Genomic DNA, 20,847 nt, shown 5'->3' with positions numbered 1-20,847 from the left:
AAGAACCTACGTCAAACATCGAATCATCTGACTTCACCAGTTCAGCCGTCGCCCCCCACAGTCCCGAGCCTTAAACAGACACAGGGAAATGTGGATGCTGACTGCTGGCAAGTCCGTGATGTTCAGACTCGATATCGAAGGTTTTTCCCATGATCTCCAGGTATACGAATTCAGCGCGAAGGAGGCGCTCAACCGAACTTATGAGGTCGAACTGGAACTGGTCAGCGAGCGCCCCGACCTTGATCTTGAATCCTTGCTGCACCGTCCCGCCTTCCTCTGTTTCAGTGCCGACGGCGCCGGCCTGCATGGGCAGGTTTATCGAGTTGCCCAAGGCGACTCGGGCAAACGCCTGACCCGCTACCAGATCACGCTGGTGCCGCATCTGGCCTATCTGGCGCATCGACACAACCAGCGAATCTTCCAGCAACAGAGCGTGCCGCAAATGGTCGCCCGGGTGTTGAGTGACCACGGCATGCAAGCGGATGCCTGGCGCTTCCAACTCAGTGCCGACTATCAACCTCGCACCTATTGCGTGCAGTTCGCCGAGACTGACCTGCACTTCATTCAGCGCTTGTGCGAGGAAGAGGGCATTCACTTTCATTTCCAGCACCGCCGCGATGGGCACCTGCTGGTGTTCGGTGACGATCAAAGCGTTTTCCTCCCGCCAGCCCAGCCCACGGCCTATAAACAGGACAGCGGCATGGTTGCCGACGCGGCAGTGATCGACCGTTTCAACGTGCGCCTGGAAACACGCACCACGCAGGTCATTCGCCGTGATTACCACTTTGAAAAACCCAACGTGCAACTGGATGCCGAAGCCAAGGAAGCGCAGCTTCCAGTGCTTGAGGATTACGCTTTTCCCGGGCAGTTCACTCACCGTGATCGCGGCAAACACCTGAGCCAGCGAGCCCTTGAACGCCATCGTGCCGATTACCGGCAGAGCCACGGGCGCAGCGAACAAACCCTGCTGCGCAGTGGCGGCTTCGTCGACATGTGTGAACACCCGCGCGCCGATTACAACGGTTTATGGTTGCTGACCAGCGTCGAACATCTAGGTCGACAACCGCAGTTGCTGGAGGAGTCTTTAACCGTCCCGGCTGCCGACGACGGCTTCAAGCAGGGGTATCGCAACCACTTCGTCGCAACACCGGGGGAGGTGATTTTCCGACCCGCACTCGAGCATCCGAAACCACGCATGACCGGCAACCAGCATGCAGTGGTGACCGGTCCGCCCGGCGAAGAAATCTACAACGACCGCTACGGGCGAATAAAAATCCAGCTGTTATGGGACCGCGAAGGCCAGTTCAATGAACAGTCCAGTTGCTGGCTACGCGTCGCCACAAGCTGGGCCCATGACCGATACGGCAGTGTGCAGACTCCACGCGTCGGCATGGAAGTGCTGGTCGGGTTCACCGAGGGCGATCCGGACAAGCCGTTCGTACTGGGTTGCTTGCCCAACGCGGTGACGCCGGTACCGCTGGATCTGCCGGCCGAGCGCACGCGCAGCATTTGGCGCAGCCAGAGCAGTCCTGGCGGCGGTGGCTACAACGAACTGCGTATCGAAGACCGCAAAGGCGCCGAAGAAATCGCCATCCGCGCCCAGCGTGACTTTGCGCAACTGGTGCTCAATGACCAGCGCGTGCAAGTCGACAATCAACACACCCTGGTCGTTGGCGGTATCAGCAGCCAGGAGCTGCGCAGCGACGAACACCATATGACCTACGGCAATCGCCTGACCGAACTCAAGCAGGACGATCACCTGTGGGTACACGGCGACCGCCATATCCGGGTCAGCAGCCAGCGGCTCAGCGCTACGCAGCACCTGCATTTTGGTGCCACTGCGCAAGTTGTCATCGATGGCGGCACGCAACTGGTGCTGCAGTGCGGGGGGCATTGGCTGACGCTGGGGCCGGAAGGGATTTTCAGCAGCGTGCCGATTGTTCAGGGCGGTGTGCCGGCGGTCGGGTTGGCGGCAGAACCGTTGGTGCCGGGGGCAGTGCCGTTGTTGACGGTCGCATTTGATCCGGTTCAACAGCGACAGGCGTTGGTTTCGAAGCGCCCTGCGCGCTGCCAGATTTGCGAGGCTGCGCAAGCATGAGCGTGTTGACTTCCTTTCCCGAGGGTTTGCCTTGGGGCGAGCAGCAGGCCTTTTTGTTGCTGGACGGTGCGACGATCAGCGATCTGCCGCAGCGGTTGAAACAGCTCAACCCGACGGCCAGCACGCTTGCCCTCTACGACCAACCACCGTTTTCAGCGTTGCGCGATGTCTCGCCATTATTGGTGGCGATCGAGCAACCGGACGATTCCTTGGCGCAGTTCTATCTGCACAGCGCGCAGGAGGAGTGGGGCGTGTTGTTGTTCAGTGCTGCGCCGCTGCACGGCGTCGCCGAACACCTGCGCAAACTGATCACGGTCGAGTTGCCCGCCGGGCAATCGGCGTTTTTGCGCATGGCCGATGCAGCGGTGGCGCAGGCGTTGTTTGCCAGTGCCGATCAGTCTTTGTTCGGACCTTTGACCTGTGTAGTGACAGCCGACGTCGTCAATGACCTATGGCGGTTTCAGCGGCCCCACCAGACGCAAAATCCAGAGCTTACCGTGCCCTATCGCCTGAGTCCTGAGCAGGACATTGCGCTAGATCAGGTTGACCGGCGGCGAACGCTGCTTGAGCTCGATGCGCATTTGCTCCGCTACTTCTCTGAGCGCCATAGCGGCGAGAGCCTGGCACAACGCTGGGGCGTACTTGATCAGTTGGAAACTCAAGCATCTGCCCTCGGCCTCGGCGGTCCCTCTGCGTTGTTTTATTACGCCAACGTCGTGTTCTGGCTCGGCAGCAGCGAGTTCGAACAGCATCCGCAAATCCATCACTTACTCCACACGCCCTCGCTGCAATCACCCGGCGAGCGCGTCGCGCTGGCTGCGGCCCTGGCGCATCAGTGGGCTGCTGAACGAGGTCGATCATGAACCATCCCGCCAACCTCGCTGCTGCCGCGGCGTCCAAAACCCCCATCGGTTCTCCGGGCGCTTGCCCATTGCGGCAAACCCATGTGCAACTGTTGCCCTTGGCTTATGGCCTGGTGGAACGACCTCACGACCCGGTTGCCGAATTGAAGTTGCCATATGCCCTGACCGCGCGGCCAATGGGCATTCGCCGGTTGCGCGATGGTTGGCTGTACATCATCGACAGCCTCGGTGGCGAGTTGTACGAATATCGCGTACTCGACGGCATCGTCACCGCGCTGCTGCACCAAGGTAAAACCGTCACGGAAGATCAACGCGCGGCCATCGAAGAGCGTCCGGCGTTGATCTTTTCGCGCAAGAGCACGCTCTACGTGACCTTTGCCGAGGTGCAACTGAGTGCTGCTAAATGCCGGCAGGTGCTGGACAGCACGGAAGAGCGCGAGTACTTCATGCAGGCAGTCGATCTGGGGCCGGTCAATTGCCTGGTTGGCGGCGAGCACTTGTTGACCGTCGAGCAGACCCGGAAATGGTTGGCGGAAGTGGCGACGGGTGCTGAACTGATTGCCGAAACCGATGCGACGCGAATGCCGGCGGTGCAGGTCAGCGATTCGCCGGAGCACGAGCGCGAGCCTTATTTGTGGGAGCAGCCACGGCGCTTTCGCGAGGCGCACATCGGTGAATTTCTCGGTCGGGTGCGCGGGCCTTATCAGGACGACACGCTGTTTCTGCTGGTCAATGATGACCTGGGTGTGATGCGTGATCTGGCCGAGTATCAGGACACCGTGGTCGGCTGGGTCGAAGAGTGGAGCAACAGCGGCAACAACGAGCGCGATTATCTGCTGGCCAGTTACATCGAGTCCCTGAGCCAGCTCGGCAGCGCAGATTTCGACAGTCTGGCCAAGGCCAGTGACGATCCGCGGGCCAAGGCTTTTTATGCCGAACTGGAGCAACTGCCCGAGCCGGATCGGGAGAATACCCGCAAGGCGTTGCTTGAGTATTTGAACAAGGGCGGCAGGGTTGAGCCCGCTTCTGCGGAGGCAACGCCAGAGCTTTCGCAACTTCGCGAAAAGGCCCTCGACGATTCGCTGGCGCTGAACCGGTTTGACGGCGTCGCCCCGGATTTCACCGCGCATGGTCGCGTCACCGCCGAGGCGGATCGACGTTTTTATACGCGTGAGTATTTTGCTGAAGTCGCCCCGGTCGATTTCGTCGAGCGGCACCTGAGCACGCTGGTCGACCTCGGCAAGGATCAGGACCGACGCATGCGCGACGTGCTCGACGGCCCGTTCCTCAGCGGTAAACGCGGGGTCAACGACCTGATCGACCGCCCGGCCATGGACGAAGTCCTCAACCGTCATCGCGACGACCTCGGCCGCTGGAACCGCGTGCTCGAACGCATCACCGTCGATCGTACGCAACTGCTGATCGCCGGACGCTTCCATCGTTCGGCGTGGTACTACGACGCGCAAGTGGCGGCGCAACTCCATCAAGCGCTCAGCACCGAATACGCCTGCCTCAAGGACCTGTGCCGCAGCGACATCGCCAGCGAACAATTGCTCGGTTATCTCGAACAACATCCAGAGCTGACCCGCACGTTGTTCTACACCTTGCCCCTGCGCCTGCAAACCCAGCAAGCCGGGCAGTATTCAACGCTGTTCAACGCCGGTATGGCCACGTTCAACAACCTGCCGGACTGGCTGGCTAAACTCAAAAAGATCGAACAACCGCAACTGCCAGCCCTCGACGATCTGCCCGAGCACTCCCGCACCGTCGCGGCAGCCGTGCAGGACACCTACAGCCCGGCACTGAACCTGGGCCTGAACCGCGTACTGGAAGGCTTCGACCTGTCGGGCGAGAAAATCCCCGATCTGGATGAACTGTTCCAGCGCCTGCCCAAAGCACTGCGCCTGCGCCTCTTCGACGCGGCAAAAACCAGCGGCGTGACCTTCACCGTCGCCAGCCCCGCCGAACAATCCGCGCTGCAAGGCGCGATCAAGGAAGTGCTGCGCGAACGCGAATACCTGAAAACCCTCAACCGCGAACGCAACCAGCTCACCCACAACAAAAACCGTCAAGGCCATAAAACGGCGCGGGCGGTGGAATTGCAGGAAGAAATCGTGCGGGTTCGGGCGCAATTGACGCTGTTCGAAGGACGTTTGGCAGCGGCGTTGAGCCCGATCGAAGAACTGCCGGATCGCTCGGCGCGGCTGTACGGCGCGACACCGGCTCGCGCAGGGGTGACAGTGGTGTTTCCGCCAGCGCAGCAGGGGGAGTTGAGGAGTTTGCTGGGGAATATTCGGTTGGGGGTGAGCGGGGTGTCGCCGGGGAGCTTGGTGAAGACGGAGGGGATGGGATTGGTGGTGCTTTTGGTGCAGGTGGTGAATTTGGTGGGGGCGTACCGTGAAGTGCGCAGGCAGGCCAGCAACGAGAGGACGTGGAAGCCATTCATGAATGCAGTCGTTGTAACGGGCGCAGCGGGGTTTAGTGCTGCGCAAAGCCTTGCGGATACGGCGATGAAGGCTCGTGGTAAAGCGCTAATAGCTGCGCTTCAACCTCAAGCCTTAGAGCACGTGCATGTGCAGATGGGGAAATTGCATACTGGATTAGGCATGTTTACCTATGGCCTTGGCCTAGTGTCATCTGCAATCAATCTTAAAAAGCAAATTGAGAATTGGCAGCAGGCTATTCGTAGCGGTAATCAATCGGCTCAAGGTGCCGCCGCGTTGGCTGCATTGGGGGCGGGGGGAATGACGACAGTCAATGCATATGGTCTGGGACGGACTTTATATGCCAGTTACACGGTAATTTCCGCACCAAACAGTACTGCACGAACAGTCGCGTGGGCTGCCGCTGGCACGCGCCTTTCTACAGTGTTCTTCCGGTTCAATCTGGCCGGTGCATTGTTTACAGTACTTGAATTAAGCGGCTCTTGGCTGTTTAACCGCTACAACCTCAGTGCTCATGACAATTGGCTGAAACTCACACCCTGGAGTCGGGATACCGAAACGCGTGGTGATCACTCCCTGGATGACTATCAAAGTTATCTAGCCTATCTGATACACGCACCTTATGCGCAACTTGGTCCGAACCTGTACGATTCCTGGCTGAAAAACCTGCTGCTGAAGGCAAAACCCAGCGATATACACTTGGTACTGCCAGGACTGACGCTGAATGATCTTCTCCCTCCCTTTGGTGGTAAACCGACTCATCGTTTAGGTATCGGCGCACATCGTATTTCCATGCCCCTTCACAGTCGAGGAACCCCGCGAGAGCAGCGGGACGTTATCAGCGAAGAGGTTTTAAGCAGCCTGCGCATCGTGAAATCCAGTTCTGAAGGACTGGTGCTTTGTCTTCAGTATCCAGTGGACCCCAGTTCTGAGTTCACTCCCGCGAAAGAAACGCTGGAATTGGCAGTTTGCATTCAGGCATTGAATGAAAAAGGTGAGTGGGCATCGCGAACCCGTGTAATTCATCTGGATCCTTGGGGAGAGGGGCATTTTTCAGTAGTTGATCCACAACTGGCTAAAGAGAAACCTCCAGTTCTGCTGGTCGAAAGCCAGTTTCTTGAGGGAGCCAGCCATGCTGAATAATCACGATAAGCCGATAGGACCGCCGAGAAGTGGGCTGCCCAAAAAAGCTGGAGATATCGAGCCGTTTCCAAGTGGAAACATGACTTATCTCGCGCCTCTGCCATTACCGACACCGACACCACCCTATGGGCCACATATCGGTGAGCTGAATGACATCTACATGGATTTTGGCTTAGGTTCACCGCAGATATTTTCATGGCAGATGACATTGGGTGGACCATTCAGCGTCGCGTTCTCAATCGCTTTTCTCATTCCATTGTTAGGAGGCTTCCTTGGGATGGTGTTTGGGGATGGCTGGTATACCAGTTGGGTCTACGTAGAGGAGATTTTCAAAGAGTCTAAAATACTTGGCTTAGAAACCTATTTACTCATGCTCCTAATCAGCCTTGCCGTCTGGCACCACAACCACAAAAAACGCGCCCACATCATCCCAACCCGCTTCAACCGCCAACGCCGCGAAGTCTGCTTCATGCCCGCAGGCGAAACCGAACCCGTCTTCGTCCCCTGGGAATCCCTCTCCGCCTGGATTATCGAAGCCCAAGGCGCGACCCAATACGGCATCCACCGCCAATACGGCATGGGCATCGGTTTCTACCACGGCGAAACCCTCACCAGCCTCGAATTCCAATGCGCCGGCCTGCCGCTCGCGATCAGCCACTGGGAAGCGATACGCGGCTACATGGAATACGAAGTCAACGACCTCAGATCGATTCAGGACCTGCAAGACCTGCAAGGCCCCGACGACCCACCCCACGAAGGCCTGCACACCTTTCGCAACGCCCGCGCGCGCATGCACCAGCAGATCCGCGAAGGCACACGAACAAGGCTGTCGGGCTTCTTCTGGTACCTCTACCACGTCATGACCTTGTGGACGATTCCCAACCACCTCGTCGAATGGGAAGTGCGCCGCCTCGAAAGAATCGGCAAGCAAGCACTGCCCGACATCATGCGCGAATGGTCGGACCCATTGCCGCAAGACCAATGGGCCAAACCCAGTGAAGAGCTGCTACGGCTGAGCGAACAGGTACGGCAAATGCAAAAACGCCAGCCGCATCGGCCGATCACCGAGATTTTTGCTGAGGTACAACGCACGGCTTCAAACGGTAAGCGGCGTGCATGAGCTGTTTTTCAAATGTCACTCACCAAGCCTTCAGACGTGGGCAACTCCATCAAGCGCTCAGCACCGAATACGCCTGCCTAAAGGATCTCTGTTGCTACGACGAGGCGAGTGAGTGGATGCCACGAATCTGTGTCATACATCTACACCCAAGGGATGAAGGGAATTTCGATGTTGTCGCGCCTCAATTGGTCAAGGGGAACCCGCCCGTGCTACTGGTTGAAACTCATTTTTTAGATCAGGCCGACCATGCGGAGTAAGCACACCGAGTTATATATGCCGCTGCTTGAACAGCCAAGAAAAGCAGGGGACATCGAGCCATTTCCGAGCGGAAAGATCACCTATCTCGCTCCGCTCCCCTTACCAACTCCAATGCCGGCTTATGGACCACATATTGGGGAGCTGAATGACGTGTTCATGGACTTCGGATTGGGATCTCCGCAGGTTTTTATGTGGCAAATGACGTTGGGGGGACCATTCAGCGTTGCGTTCTCGGCGGCGTTCCTTTTCCCGCTAATAGGCGGCTTCATGTTCTTTTTGTTCGGGATGGGTTGGGACGACGTTTCTCATGCCATAGAAGGGCTTTTCAATGAAGGCAAAGGGGTTTCATTCTTTGTGGGATGTTTAATGCTCCTTATCGGCCTCGGCGTCTGGCACCACAACGACAAAAAACGCGCCTCAATCATCCCAACCCGCTTCAACCGCCAACGCCGTGAAGTCTGCTTCATGCCCAAAGACGCCACCGAACCGGTCTTCGTCCCATGGGAATCGCTCTCCGCCTGGGTCATCGAAGCCCAAGGCGCGACCCAATATGGCATCCACCGCCAATACGGCATGGGCATCGGCTTCTATCAAGGCGAAACCCTCACCAGTGTCGAGTTCCACTGCGCCGGGCTGCCCCTGGCGATCAGCCACTGGGAGGCGATTCGCGGCTACATGGAATACGAAGTCAACGACCTCAAATCCATCCAGGACCTGCAAGACCTCCAAGGCCCGGACGATCCCCCCCACGAAGGCCTGCACACCTTTCGCAACGCTCGCGCACGCATGCACCAGCAGATCCGCGAAGGCACACGAACAAGGCTGTCGGGCTTCTTCTGGTACTTCTACCACGTCATGACCTTGTGGACGATTCCCAACCACCTCGTCGAATGGGAAGTGCGCCGCCTCGAAAGAATCGGCAAGCAAGCGCTGCCAGATGCCATGCGCGAATGGTCAGAGCCATTGTCGGAGGATCAATGGGCCAAACCCAGTGAAGAGCTGCTGCGGCTGAGTGAACAGGTGCGGCAGATGCAAAAGCGTCAACCTCATCGACCAATCACCGAAATTTTTGCGCAGGTGCAGCGCGAGCGTTAACAGAGCAAAAGACCGCAGGCAGCGATTTTTTGATCGTGCGCACTAAGGTAAAGCCGAATATCGCAAACGGAGACGGACAGTTTGCGCAGTTCGATGTGGCGCCGGCGGGGGGAGCGGCGGCAGTTGGTTTTTCATCAAAAAGACTCTTGCGCCCTTCATTGACGTTTGCGGTGGCTGGTTGATTGCCTTCGCGAGCAGGCTCGCTCCCACAGGGGAGTGCGGTGCAAATGTGGGAGCGAGCCTGCTCGCGAAGGGGGCGCTCTGTCAGTGCAAAAATCTGCTGCCTCGCGCTCTGCTAGAATCGGCCCCATCAACAGCCTGAGACTCCCCCATGAGTGAGCCGATTCGTCTGACCCAATACAGCCACGGCGCCGGTTGCGGCTGCAAGATTTCCCCGCAGGTGCTGGAAGTGATTCTGGCCGGCAGCGGTGCCCAGAACCTTGATCCGAAACTGTGGGTCGGCAATGCCTCGCGCGATGACGCGGCGGTGTACGAGATCGATGCCGAACGCGGTGTGGTCTCGACTACCGATTTCTTTATGCCGATCGTCGACGACCCGTTCGACTTCGGCCGCATCGCCGCGACCAACGCGATCAGCGACATCTACGCGATGGGCGGCGATCCGCTGATGGCGATTGCCATTCTCGGCTGGCCGGTCAATGTGCTGGCGCCGGAAGTGGCGCGTGAAGTGATTCGCGGCGGCCGTGCCGTGTGCGACGCCGCGGGCATTCCGCTGGCCGGCGGGCATTCGATCGATGCACCGGAGCCGATCTTCGGCCTCGCTGTCACCGGTCTGGTGGAAAAACGCCACATGAAACGCAATGACACCGCCACCGCCGGTTGCCTGTTGTACCTGACCAAACCGCTGGGCATCGGCATCCTCACCACCGCCGAGAAGAAGGGCAAACTGCGCGCCGCTGACGTTGGCGTGGCCCGCGACTGGATGTGCACCCTGAACAAACCCGGCAGCCGCTTCGGCAAACTCGCCGGCGTTACGGCGATGACCGACGTCACCGGTTTTGGTCTGCTCGGGCATCTGGTGGAAATGGCCGATGGCAGCCAGCTCACCGCACGCATTGCCTATGACAGCGTGCCGCGTCTGGACAGCGTCGAGTATTACCTCGATCAGGGCTGTGTGCCCGGCGGAACGCTGCGCAATTTCGACAGCTATGCGAGCAAGGTCGGCCGCGTGCAGGAGTTGCACAAACGCGTGCTCTGCGACCCGCAAACCAGCGGTGGCCTGTTGATCGCGGTGACGCCTGAAGGCAATGAAGAGTTCCTCGCCGTCGCCGCCGAACTGGGCCTGAACCTTGCGCCAATCGGCGAACTGGTTGAGCGACAGACGAACGCAGTCGAGGTGATTTGATGCTCCGCGACTGCACTGACTACCGTGACATTTTTCTCAATGACCGGCCAATGATGGATGCCCGTGCGCCGGTTGAATTTTCCCACGGTGCGTTCCCCGGAGTGGTCAATCTGCCGCTGATGAACGACCGTGAGCGCGAACAGGTGGGTACCTGTTACAAACAGCACGGACAGCAAGCCGCGATTGTCTTGGGTGAGCGCCTGGTGTCCGCCGAGGTTCGGGAGCAGCGCATTCAAGGCTGGGTCGAGTTTGCCCGTAACAATCCTGATGGCTATTTGTATTGTTTTCGCGGCGGCCTGCGTTCACAGATTGTCCAGCAATGGATCAAGGACGAGGGCGGCATCGATTACCCGCGTGTCGGCGGCGGTTACAAGGCCATGCGCACATTCCTCCTGGAAACGGTCGATCAGGCTGTTGCCGAATGCGAACTGGTTCTGCTCGGCGGCATGACCGGCACCGGCAAGACCGAAGTGCTGGTGCAGTTGAGCAATGGCCTGGATCTGGAGGGCCATGCCAATCATCGGGGTTCGAGTTTCGGCAAGCGCGCCACCGGGCAACCGACCAACATCGATTTCGAAAACCGCTTGGCCGTTGACGTGCTGAAAAAACGCGCCGGTGGGATCGGGCAATTTGTCCTGGAGGACGAGAGCCGGGTGGTCGGCAGTTGTGCCTTGCCATTGCCTTTGTACAGGGGCATGCAAGCGGCCCCGCTGGTATGGCTGGAGGACAGCCTCGACAATCGGGTCGAGCGAATCCTGCAGGATTATGTGATTGAGCTGCATGCCGAATTCGTTGCGGTGCATGGTGAGCAGGGCTTTGCGCTGTACGCCGAACGATTGATTTCCAGCCTGAACAATATTCAGCGTCGACTGGGTGGCGAGCGTTATCAACGCATGTATTTGCAAATGGAGGCGGCACTGGCCGAACAGGCGCGCAGCGGTTCGGTCGAGCTGTTCCGTGAGTGGATCGGCGTATTGCTGCGCGATTATTACGACCCGATGTACGTGTTTCAGCGCGAGAAGAAGGGCGGGCGGATCGAGTTCGCCGGGGAGCGTGGGGCGGTGCTTGAGTATCTGCGCGAGCGGGTCAATCAGAAAGTTTGACGTTGTAGCGGCTGGCCTCTTCGCGAGCAGGCTCGCTCCCACAGGGGATTTGTATTTCACTCAGATCCAATGTGGGAGCGAGTCTGCTCGCGAAGGGGCCGGTTCAGGCCATACAAGACTCAGGTCGGACAGGTTTCCTTGCCATGATCCAGCCCCTGCTTGTAGCTGTGGCTCTGCAGACTGGCCTTGCCGTTGTGCCAGGTCAGGGTCAGCACATACAGCGAGTCAAAATCGTTGCCCGCCCAGTCCTCGGTGATGTTCTGTTTCTCGCCGACCGCTTTGCCGGCCACCTTGTTGATCAGCTCCGGCAGATAGCCGTGGGACCACGCGGTGTAGATCGTCGAGTTGTGATACTTGTCTTCCAGCAGTTCGCGGGCCAGGTCACTGGTGTCGTTGGCCGAAAACTCGATATTCACCGGCAGGCCGAGCTTGATCGCGGCGGGGCTGATGGTCATCAGTGGGCGAATGTAGCTGTAGGAATTGTCCAGCTCTCCTTCCTCGACATTGCGCGTCGGGTTGGCGGCGAACACGTAATCGGCCTTGCCGAACTTCTCTGGCAGCAGCGTCGACAGATCGATGGCGCGGTTCAGGCCCTGGCAGTTGAGCTGGCCGAGACCGCCCTCGGGCTTCTCCGCGTGACGCAGGAACACCAGCGTCTGGGTGCCGTCCGCTGGTTGCGCGCGGCTCTCGCTCGACTCAAGCGACAGGAACAGCGCACTGACGGCCAGCAGGGAAGGCAGGGCCACATACGCGCGATGTTTGAAACGTTTGGCGAAACGCATAAGGTTCGTCATCAAATAGAAAGTTCTTCAGCTGATTCAATTAAGGCTGACAAACCTTTACACCGCGGGCTCCCAGCACCGGGTGTTTTCCCTGTCGTGAACAGCTTCCTCTGCGAGAAAGACATAGCTCAGAGTCCTCTGAGGCCCGTTGGTTCGATCCGAGCGAGTGCGTGGCACTCTAACGGCATCTTTCAAGGGCTTGGACGCAGGTTAGCGACAGGATGTTACCGTTCGTGTAGGCGCTGCAGCAGGCCTACATTATGATCAGGCTTTAATTTGTGACTGGATGCTTCCCATGATCGATCTGTCCGCGTTCCCGATCACCCAGAAATGGCCGGCGCAGTACCCAGACTGGATTCAGCTCTATTCCTTGCCCACGCCCAACGGCGTGAAAGTCTCGATCATGCTCGAAGAAATCGGCCTGCCGTACGAGCCGCACAAGGTCGCTTTCGACAGCAATGATCAGTTGTCACCGGAGTTCCTGTCGCTGAACCCAAACAACAAGATCCCGGCAATCCTTGATCCCCATGGTCCCGAAGATAAGCCGCTGCCGCTGTTCGAGTCCGGTGCGATCCTGATTTATCTGGCCGACAAAAGCGGCCAGTTGCTGGCGCAGGAAGGCGCGCTGCGTTACGAAACCATTCAGTGGCTGATGTTCCAGATGGGCGGCATCGGCCCGATGTTCGGCCAGCTTGGCTTCTTCAACAAGTTTGCCGGCAAGGACTACGAGGACAAGCGTCCGCGTGACCGTTACGTCGATGAAAGCAAACGTCTGCTCAAAGTGCTCAACGGTCGGCTTGAGGGCCGTGACTGGATCATGGGCGAGCGTTACACCATTGCGGATATCGCCACGTTTCCGTGGGTGCGTAATTTGATCGGGTTTTATGAGGCCGGTGATCTGGTGGGCATCAGCAACTTCCCGAACGTTACCCGTGTGCTGGAACGATTCCTCGCCCGCCCAGCGGTCATTCGCGGCCTGACCATCCCTTCCTGACTACACACAAACCCATGTAGGAGTGAGCCTGCTCGCGATAGCGGTTTATCAGTCGATATCAATGTTGACTGACACACCGCTATCGCGAGCAGGCTCACTCCTACAAGGGAATGTGCAAAGTCCGAGGGATTATTACACCCCCGGTAATGCACTCTTGATTGATCCAGGTTTGTACCCCAACCCCTGCAAGGCATAAGCTTCGCCCCCTACGACTTTCGTCTCATCTGCCGTTTTCAGGAAAGGCCCCCATGTCCAGTCAGTTCCCCGAAGCACGTCCCCGCCGTCTGCGCCGCAATGCGAGCCTGCGCAGCCTGTTCCAGGAAACCGAGTTCAGCCTGAACGATCTGGTGCTGCCGATTTTCGTCGAAGAGGAAATCGACGACTTCGTGCCAATCAACAGCATGCCCGGGGTGATGCGCATTCCCGAGCGCAAACTGGCCAGTGAAATCGAGCGCTATGCCCGCGCCGGCATCAAGTCGGTGATGACCTTCGGCGTGTCCCACCATCTGGACAGCAACGGCAGTGACACCTGGCGCGAAGAAGGCCTGGTCTCGCGCATGTCGCGCATTGCCAAAGATGCCGTGCCGGAAATGATCGTGATGTCCGACACGTGCTTCTGCGAATACACCGATCACGGCCACTGCGGCGTGATGCACAACCATGAAGTCGACAACGACCAGACCCTGATCAACCTCGGCAAGCAAGCTGTGGCGGCCGCCCGCGCCGGTGCGGACGTGATCGCGCCGTCGGCAGCGATGGACGGTCAGGTGCGGGCGATTCGCCAGGCGCTGGATGCGGCCGGCTTCACCCAGATTCCGATCATGGCTTACTCGACCAAATTTGCTTCGGCACTCTACGGTCCGTTCCGCGAGGCCGGTGGCAGCGCGCTGAAGGGCGACCGCAAAAGCTATCAGATGAACCCGATGAACCGCCGCGAAGCCCTGCGCGAGTCGCTGCTCGACGAGCAGGAAGGTGCCGATGCGCTGATGGTCAAACCGGCCGGTGCCTACCTCGACATCATCCGCGACATCCGTGAAGCCTCGAACCTGCCGCTGGCGGCGTATCAGGTCAGCGGCGAATACGCGATGATCAAGTTCGGCGCACAGGCCGGGGCGATCGATGAGGATCGTGTGGTGCGTGAAAGCCTGGGCGCGATCAAGCGTGCGGGTGCTGATTTGATCTTCACTTACTTTGCGATGGATCTGGCCCTGGCCGGGATCTAAGCAACACCGCAAATCCAAATTGTAGGAGTGAGCCTGCTCGCGATAGCGTCTTGTCAGTCAACATTAATGGCGGCTGATACACCGCTATCGCGAGCAGGCTCACTCCTACAGGGGATTGTGGTGTGTCAGGGGCAGTTGAAGTAAGGCCTGATTCCGTGATCGCGGAAGTAGCGTTCGATCACTTTCGGATCCGCACTGTTCTCGGCAATCGCCACATACGTATCCGGGCGCAGCAGATAAAAACCGTTACGCCCCAACCCCGCCGTTTCAAACGCCGGGCGCCAGTCGAACACGTGCAGCGGCAAATGATGTTCCTGGCACCAGGCGATCATTTCGTCGCTGGTGTCGCCGTACACATGCACCTGCCAGCACGGCTGTCTGAGCGGTTCGTAGTTATCCCCCTCACCATCATGCGCCCAGGGCAAGCGGTCGCCGCCATGCACATGGCCGGCTGCGCCCCGGCTCAGCGGCATGCCGCGATAGTTGAGGGTGACTTGCGACACCGTGCGAAAGAGGAACTCGCGACTGGCCTCGAACGAGGCCATTTTCGGGATCAGAAACGGTGCCACGCGCATGCGCAGCAGATCGGCCATGCGCCCCTCGGCGGTGACGAAACTGAAGACTTTATCGGTGGTCGACACCAGCCTGCGGGCGAAGGCAATGCGTTCGGTTTCGTAGCTGTCGAGCAGGCTTGGTTCGGCGGCGCCGCCGAGCACTGCGGCGAGTTTCCACGCCAGGTTGATCGCGTCGCCGATGCCGGTGTTCATGCCCTGACCGCCCGCCGGGCTGTGCACGTGCGCGGCATCGCCGAGCAGAAACGCGCGACCACTGCGAAAGTGCTCAGCCACGCGGTGATGCACGCGGTAGGTCGAGAACCAGTGCACGTCTTCGATATGCACTTTCAGGTGTTCGATGGCGCGGCTGCTGACATCGGAAAACTCCAGGGTTTCGGCGCGATCCGCACGTTCATCACGCACAGTGCCGATCAGCCGCGCGCGGCCTTCGCCGGCCAGTGGAAACACGGCGAGAAAGTCCGCTTCATCCAGATCCAGGTGCAGCTCGCCGTTCATTGCCGGGCCGCTGGCCTTGACGTCGGCGACGTAGAAAATCTGCTGATAAGTGCCGCCGGGAAAATCCGTGTCGAGGGTTTTGCGCACCACTGAGCGGGCGCCATCACATCCGGCCAGATAACAGGCCTGGCAGATTTCCTGTTCACCGTCGGGCAGGCGCAGATGTGCGGTGAGGCCGTCGCCGGTTTCCTCGAAACTTTCCAGCATCGTGTCGCGTTCGACCGTGACGCCGTAGTCTTCGAGGCGCTCGATCAGCAGCCGTTCATGTTCATCCTGCGGGAAGATTTCGACGAACGCGTAGGGTGTCAGGCCTTCGCCGATGCGATTGAGCGGCAACTGCGCGACCGGTTTGCCGTTGACCCAGAAATTCGCCGCCGCCACCCGATGGCCGTTGCGCACGATGGTGTCGGCGAGGTCCAGTTGTCGGTACAGCTCAAGGGTACGTGCCTGTACCGCCAGCGCTCGCGAAGTGGTGCCGGGTGCGGAGGTTTTATCGATGATGCGCACGCGCACGCCATGTTTGCTCAGCCACAGGGCCAGCACCAGACCGGTGGGGCCGGCGCCGATGATCAGGACGTCGCTGCGGTTCATGGGCCTGTCCTCCGTTTGCTGTGGAGCAAGTATGGATCAGAAGGAGAGGGTGGCCAGTTGATCGGCCAGACGGGGATGTTTTGATGGTGTTCGGCTGGGGTGCTGTTGTGTGACGTAAATAGTAGCCCCTCACCCCAGCCCTCTCCCGAGGGAGAGGGAGCCGATTGGTGGGCTTTTCAAGTGTGCGTTCAACTCGGTGGCACACGTCGGCGTAACTCGAAAGAACACCACGTCAGTCCCCTCTCCTTTGAAAGGCGAGGGGGAAAGGGAGCCGATTTGGGGGCCTTTCAAAACCTGAGTTCGCCGCGGTGGCACACGTCGGCGTAACTCGAAAGAACACCACGTCAGTCCCCTCTCCTTTGAAAGGCGAGGGGGAAAGGGAGCCGATTTGGGGGCCTTTCAAAACCTGAGTTCGCCGCGATGGCACACGTCGGCGTAACTCGAAAGAACACCGCAATCAGTCCTCTCTCCTTTGAAAGGCGAGGGGGAAAGGGAGCCGATTTGGGGGCCTTTCAGAACCTGAGTTCGACTCGGTGGCCCACGTCGGCGTAACTCGAAAGAACACCGCAATCAGTCCCCTCTCCCTCCGGGAGAGGGCTAGGGTGAGGGGCTTTTCAGCTTTAGAAATCAATAGTCCCGGACAACTTGGCCACCCGCGGCTCACCCTGAGTCAGATACCCACCCTGAGCCGATTCCCAATACTTCTTGTTCGCCAGGTTTTCCACGCCCAGACGCACGGTCACGTCTTTCTCCGAGACCTTGAACGCATAACGCGCGCCGGCATCGAAGCGGTTCCAGGTCGGCAGGCTGAGGTTGTTCGCCGCATCCGCGTATTGACCACCGGTACGCAGCATCCGCGCATTCAGCGCTACACCTTGCAGACCCGGCACGTCCCAATCCGCGCCAGCGTTGAACTGGAAGGTCGGCACACCGATCGCACGATTGCCGTCGTTGGCGCCGTTGAGGGTGTTCTTCAGTTCGGTGTCCATCAGGGTCAGACCGCTGATCAGACGCAGGCCCTGGATCGGCTCGCCGAACACGTTCATTTCCACGCCTTTGTTGACCTGCTCGCCTTCACGCACGTAGGTGCAGGTAGTGGCGCTGTCGATTTCGCAGTAACCATCGCTCGGCTGTTCGATGCGATAAACACCCAGGCTCGCGCCGTAAGTGCCCATGTCGACTTTCACCCCGACTTCGGTCTGTTTGGAACGCGCGGGCGCATAGACTTCGTTGCCGTTGGTCACCCGGAAACCGCCGGAACTGGTCGGCGAGGTAGGGCCCTGGGCCAGGCCTTCAATGTGGTTGGCGTAGAACGAAACGTGTTCCCACGGTTTGAACACCACGCCGTACACCGGCGTGGTGATCGATTCGTCGTAGCTCGACTTGCGGTCGCCGCTGCCCCAGCTGGCGTAGTTGTAGCCTTGCACCACCAGTTGCTGGCGACGCAGGCCGGCGGTGACCAGCAGGCGATCATCGAAGAAACCGAGGGTGTCGGAGAGCGCGATGCTGCGGTTGAAGGTCTTGCCGACGATGCCTGGATCATTCAAATCACCACCGGCAAAGTTGCCGACCGGCGACGGTGTTTGCACCGGGTGATAGATGTTGTTGGCGTATTGGGTCAGGTCGAAATCATAGGCGCTGCGCTGTTCGGCCCAGATACCGGTCAGGCCGAAATTGAGCTTGTGGCTGACCGGGCCAGTGTTGAATTTACCGTTGAGGCCAGCCATCACGCTGGTGTTGTCTTCATCGTGGGGGACGAACGAACCCGTGGTAAATGAAGCACCGCTGTTGCCAACCAAAGTGGTCGAGTTGTAACGCCCGACTTCGCGGGTGTGCTTGGCGCCGCCGGCCGCATAAGCGGTCCAGTTGTCGTTCAGGTCGTACTCGGCGCGAAGCATGCCGAAGGTGTCTTCGATGTCGGTATAGCCCCACTTCGGCGCGTAGTTGGTGTCGGCCGATGGCGCGTCGGGAATGTGCGTGGCGGTGCCGAGGTTGACCGAGCTGCGGCCACCGTTGACGCGTTCTTTCTGGTAGGCGAAGTCGCCGGAGATGCGCAGGGCGTCGCTGCGGTAGTCGAGGCCGATGGCGAACAGTTTCGAGCGCTGGTTCTCGTGATCGATACCGGTGTCGCCTTCACGCTGGGACAGGTTGATCCGGGCGCCAAAGCGGTTGTCTTCACCGAAACGCTGGCCGATGTCGAAGTGATGACCGATACGGCCTTCGCTGTTGATGTCGGTGGTGTAACGCCGCAGCGGTACGTCACCGGCGCGTTTCGGTTGCAGGTTGACGCCACCGCCGATGCCGGAACCGGTCGGGGTCACGCCGTTGATAAAGGCGTTGGGGCCTTTGAATACTTCCACGCGCTCCAAGGCGTCGGTGGAAATGATCTGCCGTGGCAGCACGCCGTACAGGCCGTTATAGGAAATATCGTCGCCGTTCAGCGGCAGGCCGCGAATCATGAAGACCTGCGCCTGGTTGGAGAAACCCGAGGCCTGACGCACCGACGAATCGTTGAGCAGCACGTCGGCGACGTTTTCGGCCTGCTGATCCTGAATCAATTGTTCGGTGTAGGAGGCGGCGCTGAACGGCACGTCCATCATGTCCTGATTGCCCAGCACGCCGAGCTGGCCACCCCGGGCAACCTGACCACCCGTGTAAACCGGGGGCAAGGCGTTGGGCGTCGGGGCTTGAGCATTGACGTTGACGTCATCCAGCACCAGCGCTTTGGTATCGCCTTCAGCGGCGTGAGCGGTGACAGTCAGGGAGCACAGCAGGGCGAGAAACGTCGGGCGAAACGGGACGGCGAGTCGAGCTGGAGCGGGCATGTATGTACCTGGAGGCGCACGGCCGGTGAGAAAAATAAGGGCGGCGCGGGAACTCCTTGCGCAAATGCGACTCCAGGTGCAAATGATAGTTTTTCTCAGTAACGTTTTGCAATCAGTTTGTCATCACCCCTTCAAAACCCGCATTCCTGTGTAGGAGCTGCCGCAGGCTGCGATCTTTTGATCTTGTTTTTAAAATCAAAGTCAAAAGATCGTCCGATCGCGGCCCGAGCCTTCGGCAGCTCCTACACGGATTGTGTATGGTGGTTCTGGCTTATTGGACTGGATGGAGCAACATGCACAACCCTCGATTACCGATCACGCTCGCCGCACTGCTGGTGCTCGCCGGTTGCGCGGGGCAGCGCAGTCAGGAACCGGTGCCGCGTGCACCCGCTGAAGTGAAGGCCGAGATCGTACGGCTGATGCCGGCCAAGACTGCCGATCGCCAAGGCTGGGCCACCGATATCTACGCCGCATTTGCCGCGCAGAACATCAGCCCGACCACGCAAAACCTCTGTTCGGTGCTGGCCGTTGCCGAACAGGAATCCACCTTTCAGGCCGATCCCACCGTGCCCGGCCTGGGCAAAATCGCCCGCGACGAAATCGACCGCCGTGCCGCGAAAGTGCACATCCCCAGCCTGTTGGTCAGCGGCGCTCTGCAAGTGCGTTCAACCAACGGCAAGACCTACAGCGAACGCCTGAACGCGGCGCGCAGTGAAAAAGAACTCAGTGGCATTTTCGACGACTTCATCGGCCGGGTGCCGATGGGCCGCACGCTGTTCGGTGGCTTCAACCCGGTGCACACCGGCGGGCCGATGCAGGTCAGCATCGAATTTGCCGAACAGCACGCCAAGGATTATCCGTATCCGGTGGACGGCACGATCCGCCGTGAAGTGTTCAGTCGACGCGGTGGCATGTATTTCGGTATCGCGCATTTGCTCGGTTATCCGGTGAGTTATCGCGAGCCGCTGTATAGGTTTGCCGATTTCAACGCAGGCTGGTACGCCAGTCGCAATGCCGCGTTTCAGAATGCGGTCAGCCGCGCCTCGGGCATTCCACTGGCGCTCGATGGCGACCTGATCCGCTACGACTCGATCATGCCCGGCGGCACGGAACTGGCGGTACGTACCCTCGGCAAGTCGCTGGGCATGCGCAACCCGACCATTCGCGATCAACTGGAGAAGGGCAAAACCCTGGAGTTCGAAGAGACCAGGCTCTATCAACGGGTATTCGAACTGGCGGAGCAAGCGGAGGGGAAGAAGCTGCCGCGCGAGGTGTTGCCGGGGATTGTGCTGCAGAGTCCGAAGATCACCCGCAAGCTCACTACAGCGTGGTTCGCCAAACGGGTGGATGAGCGCTACAAGCGCTGCATGGCCAAGGCCGGATAAAACACACAGACATAAAAAACCCGGCTGACGTGAGCCGGGTTTCTCTGGGTTGTTGCGATGTTCCACTTCATTCAAGCGTTGCGAAGTTCGTTCAAACGATCTGCGCCACCTTCGGCGACAGTGTTGCCTTGCAGACGATCAGAACCATCAGCGGCGACAGTGTTGCCCTGCAGACGATCAGAGCCATCGGCGGCGACGGTGTTGCCTTGCAGACGATCAGAACCATCAGCGGCGACGGTGTTGCCCTGCAGACGATCAGAACCATCCGCCGCAACAGCGTTCTGGTACAGACGATCCGAGCCGTCGGCGGCGATCATTGTGTGGGTCGGGGTAGCGGCGAAAGCGTTAACTGCGAAAACCGAGAAAGCGATGCTGAGAAGAGTCTGGCGTTTCATGATGGTGTGCTCCGGGGGTGTTATTGGTTGGTATGGAGCAGATGTTACGCCGCGGATTTTTTATGAGAACTTCATTGCCGTGATGGTGAACA

14 protein-coding genes are annotated in these 20,847 nt (G+C 59.2%); 10 read left to right on the top strand and 4 right to left on the bottom strand.

All coding sequences use genetic code 11. From position 1 onward, the window contains the following. Nucleotides 1–94 precede the first annotated feature (94 nt). The 7 genes from tssI (at nt 95) to mnmH (ending at nt 11,490) form a co-directional block, all read left to right on the top strand. The gene (gene tssI, locus HU718_RS20165; protein ID WP_186615863.1) at nt 95–2,098 is read left to right on the top strand and encodes a type VI secretion system tip protein TssI/VgrG; all 2,004 of its coding nucleotides are present in this window, start codon (nt 95–97) and stop codon (nt 2,096–2,098) included. After that, nucleotides 2,095–2,961, top strand: coding sequence for a DUF4123 domain-containing protein (locus HU718_RS20160; protein ID WP_186615864.1), 867 nt, complete (start codon nt 2,095–2,097; stop codon nt 2,959–2,961). Before tssI ends, HU718_RS20160 begins: the two co-directional genes overlap by 4 nt. Further along, a complete protein-coding gene (locus tag HU718_RS20155; RefSeq protein ID WP_217868238.1) occupies nt 2,958–6,548 on the top strand; it encodes a toxin VasX in 3,591 nt (1,196 codons plus the stop codon). The genes HU718_RS20160 and HU718_RS20155 overlap by 4 nt, the downstream gene beginning before the upstream one ends. Further along, entirely contained in the window at nt 6,538–7,668 is a 1,131-nt protein-coding gene (locus tag HU718_RS20150) for a hypothetical protein (protein ID WP_186616673.1), read from the top strand. Before HU718_RS20155 ends, HU718_RS20150 begins: the two co-directional genes overlap by 11 nt. 273 nt (nt 7,669–7,941) lie before the next feature. Then, nucleotides 7,942–9,021, top strand: coding sequence for a DNA-binding protein (locus tag HU718_RS20145; RefSeq protein ID WP_186616672.1), 1,080 nt, complete (start codon nt 7,942–7,944; stop codon nt 9,019–9,021). Between the two features lie 331 nt (nt 9,022–9,352). Beyond that, entirely contained in the window at nt 9,353–10,387 is a 1,035-nt protein-coding gene (gene selD / locus HU718_RS20140) for a selenide, water dikinase SelD (RefSeq protein ID WP_186616671.1), read from the top strand. After that, on the top strand, nt 10,387–11,490 hold the full coding sequence (gene mnmH, locus HU718_RS20135; protein WP_186616670.1) for a tRNA 2-selenouridine(34) synthase MnmH: 1,104 nt from the start codon (nt 10,387–10,389) through the stop codon (nt 11,488–11,490). Before selD ends, mnmH begins: the two co-directional genes overlap by 1 nt. Nucleotides 11,491–11,609: 119 nt before the next feature. Here mnmH and HU718_RS20130 read toward each other — a convergent pair whose 3' ends face one another. Continuing rightward, nucleotides 11,610–12,284, bottom strand: a complete 675-nt coding sequence (locus HU718_RS20130) for a hypothetical protein (RefSeq protein WP_016985322.1) — start codon at nt 12,282–12,284, stop codon at nt 11,610–11,612. 283 nt (nt 12,285–12,567) lie between these two features. On the opposite strand from HU718_RS20130, the gene HU718_RS20125 reads away from it, so the two are divergent. Further along, on the top strand, nt 12,568–13,266 hold the full coding sequence (locus HU718_RS20125) for a glutathione binding-like protein (protein ID WP_186616669.1): 699 nt from the start codon (nt 12,568–12,570) through the stop codon (nt 13,264–13,266). 248 nt (nt 13,267–13,514) lie between these two features. Continuing rightward, nucleotides 13,515–14,489 carry a porphobilinogen synthase gene (hemB, locus tag HU718_RS20120; RefSeq protein WP_016985320.1) on the top strand — a complete coding sequence of 325 codons (975 nt, stop codon included), beginning with the start codon at nt 13,515–13,517 and terminating at the stop codon, nt 14,487–14,489. Between the two features lie 125 nt (nt 14,490–14,614). On the opposite strand, the gene HU718_RS20115 is transcribed toward hemB, so the two are convergent. Both HU718_RS20115 and HU718_RS20110 read right to left on the bottom strand, forming a co-directional pair. Next, nucleotides 14,615–16,150: an FAD-dependent oxidoreductase gene (locus tag HU718_RS20115; RefSeq protein ID WP_186616668.1), complete on the bottom strand. Its 1,536-nt coding sequence runs from the start codon at nt 16,148–16,150 to the stop codon at nt 14,615–14,617. A 620-nt stretch (nt 16,151–16,770) separates the two neighbouring features. Then, complete coding sequence (locus HU718_RS20110) at nt 16,771–18,975, bottom strand: TonB-dependent receptor (RefSeq protein WP_186616667.1); 2,205 nt, start codon at nt 18,973–18,975, stop codon at nt 16,771–16,773. A 293-nt stretch (nt 18,976–19,268) separates the two neighbouring features. Here HU718_RS20110 and HU718_RS20105 point away from each other — a divergent pair, with 293 nt between their 5' ends. Continuing rightward, entirely contained in the window at nt 19,269–20,360 is a 1,092-nt protein-coding gene (locus HU718_RS20105; protein ID WP_186616666.1) for a DUF1615 domain-containing protein, read from the top strand. 71 nt (nt 20,361–20,431) lie between these two features. Here the strand turns inward: HU718_RS20105 and HU718_RS20100 are convergent, their stop codons facing one another. After that, nucleotides 20,432–20,755, bottom strand: coding sequence for a hypothetical protein (locus tag HU718_RS20100; protein WP_217868236.1), 324 nt, complete (start codon nt 20,753–20,755; stop codon nt 20,432–20,434). Nucleotides 20,756–20,847 lie beyond the last annotated feature (92 nt).

Origin of the sequence: Pseudomonas tensinigenes, assembly GCF_014268445.2 — a bacterium.
Classification (GTDB): domain Bacteria; phylum Pseudomonadota; class Gammaproteobacteria; order Pseudomonadales; family Pseudomonadaceae; genus Aquipseudomonas; species Aquipseudomonas tensinigenes.
The sequence above is the reverse complement of the archived record's forward strand: the minus strand, read 5'-3'. Positions and strand labels throughout refer to the sequence as shown.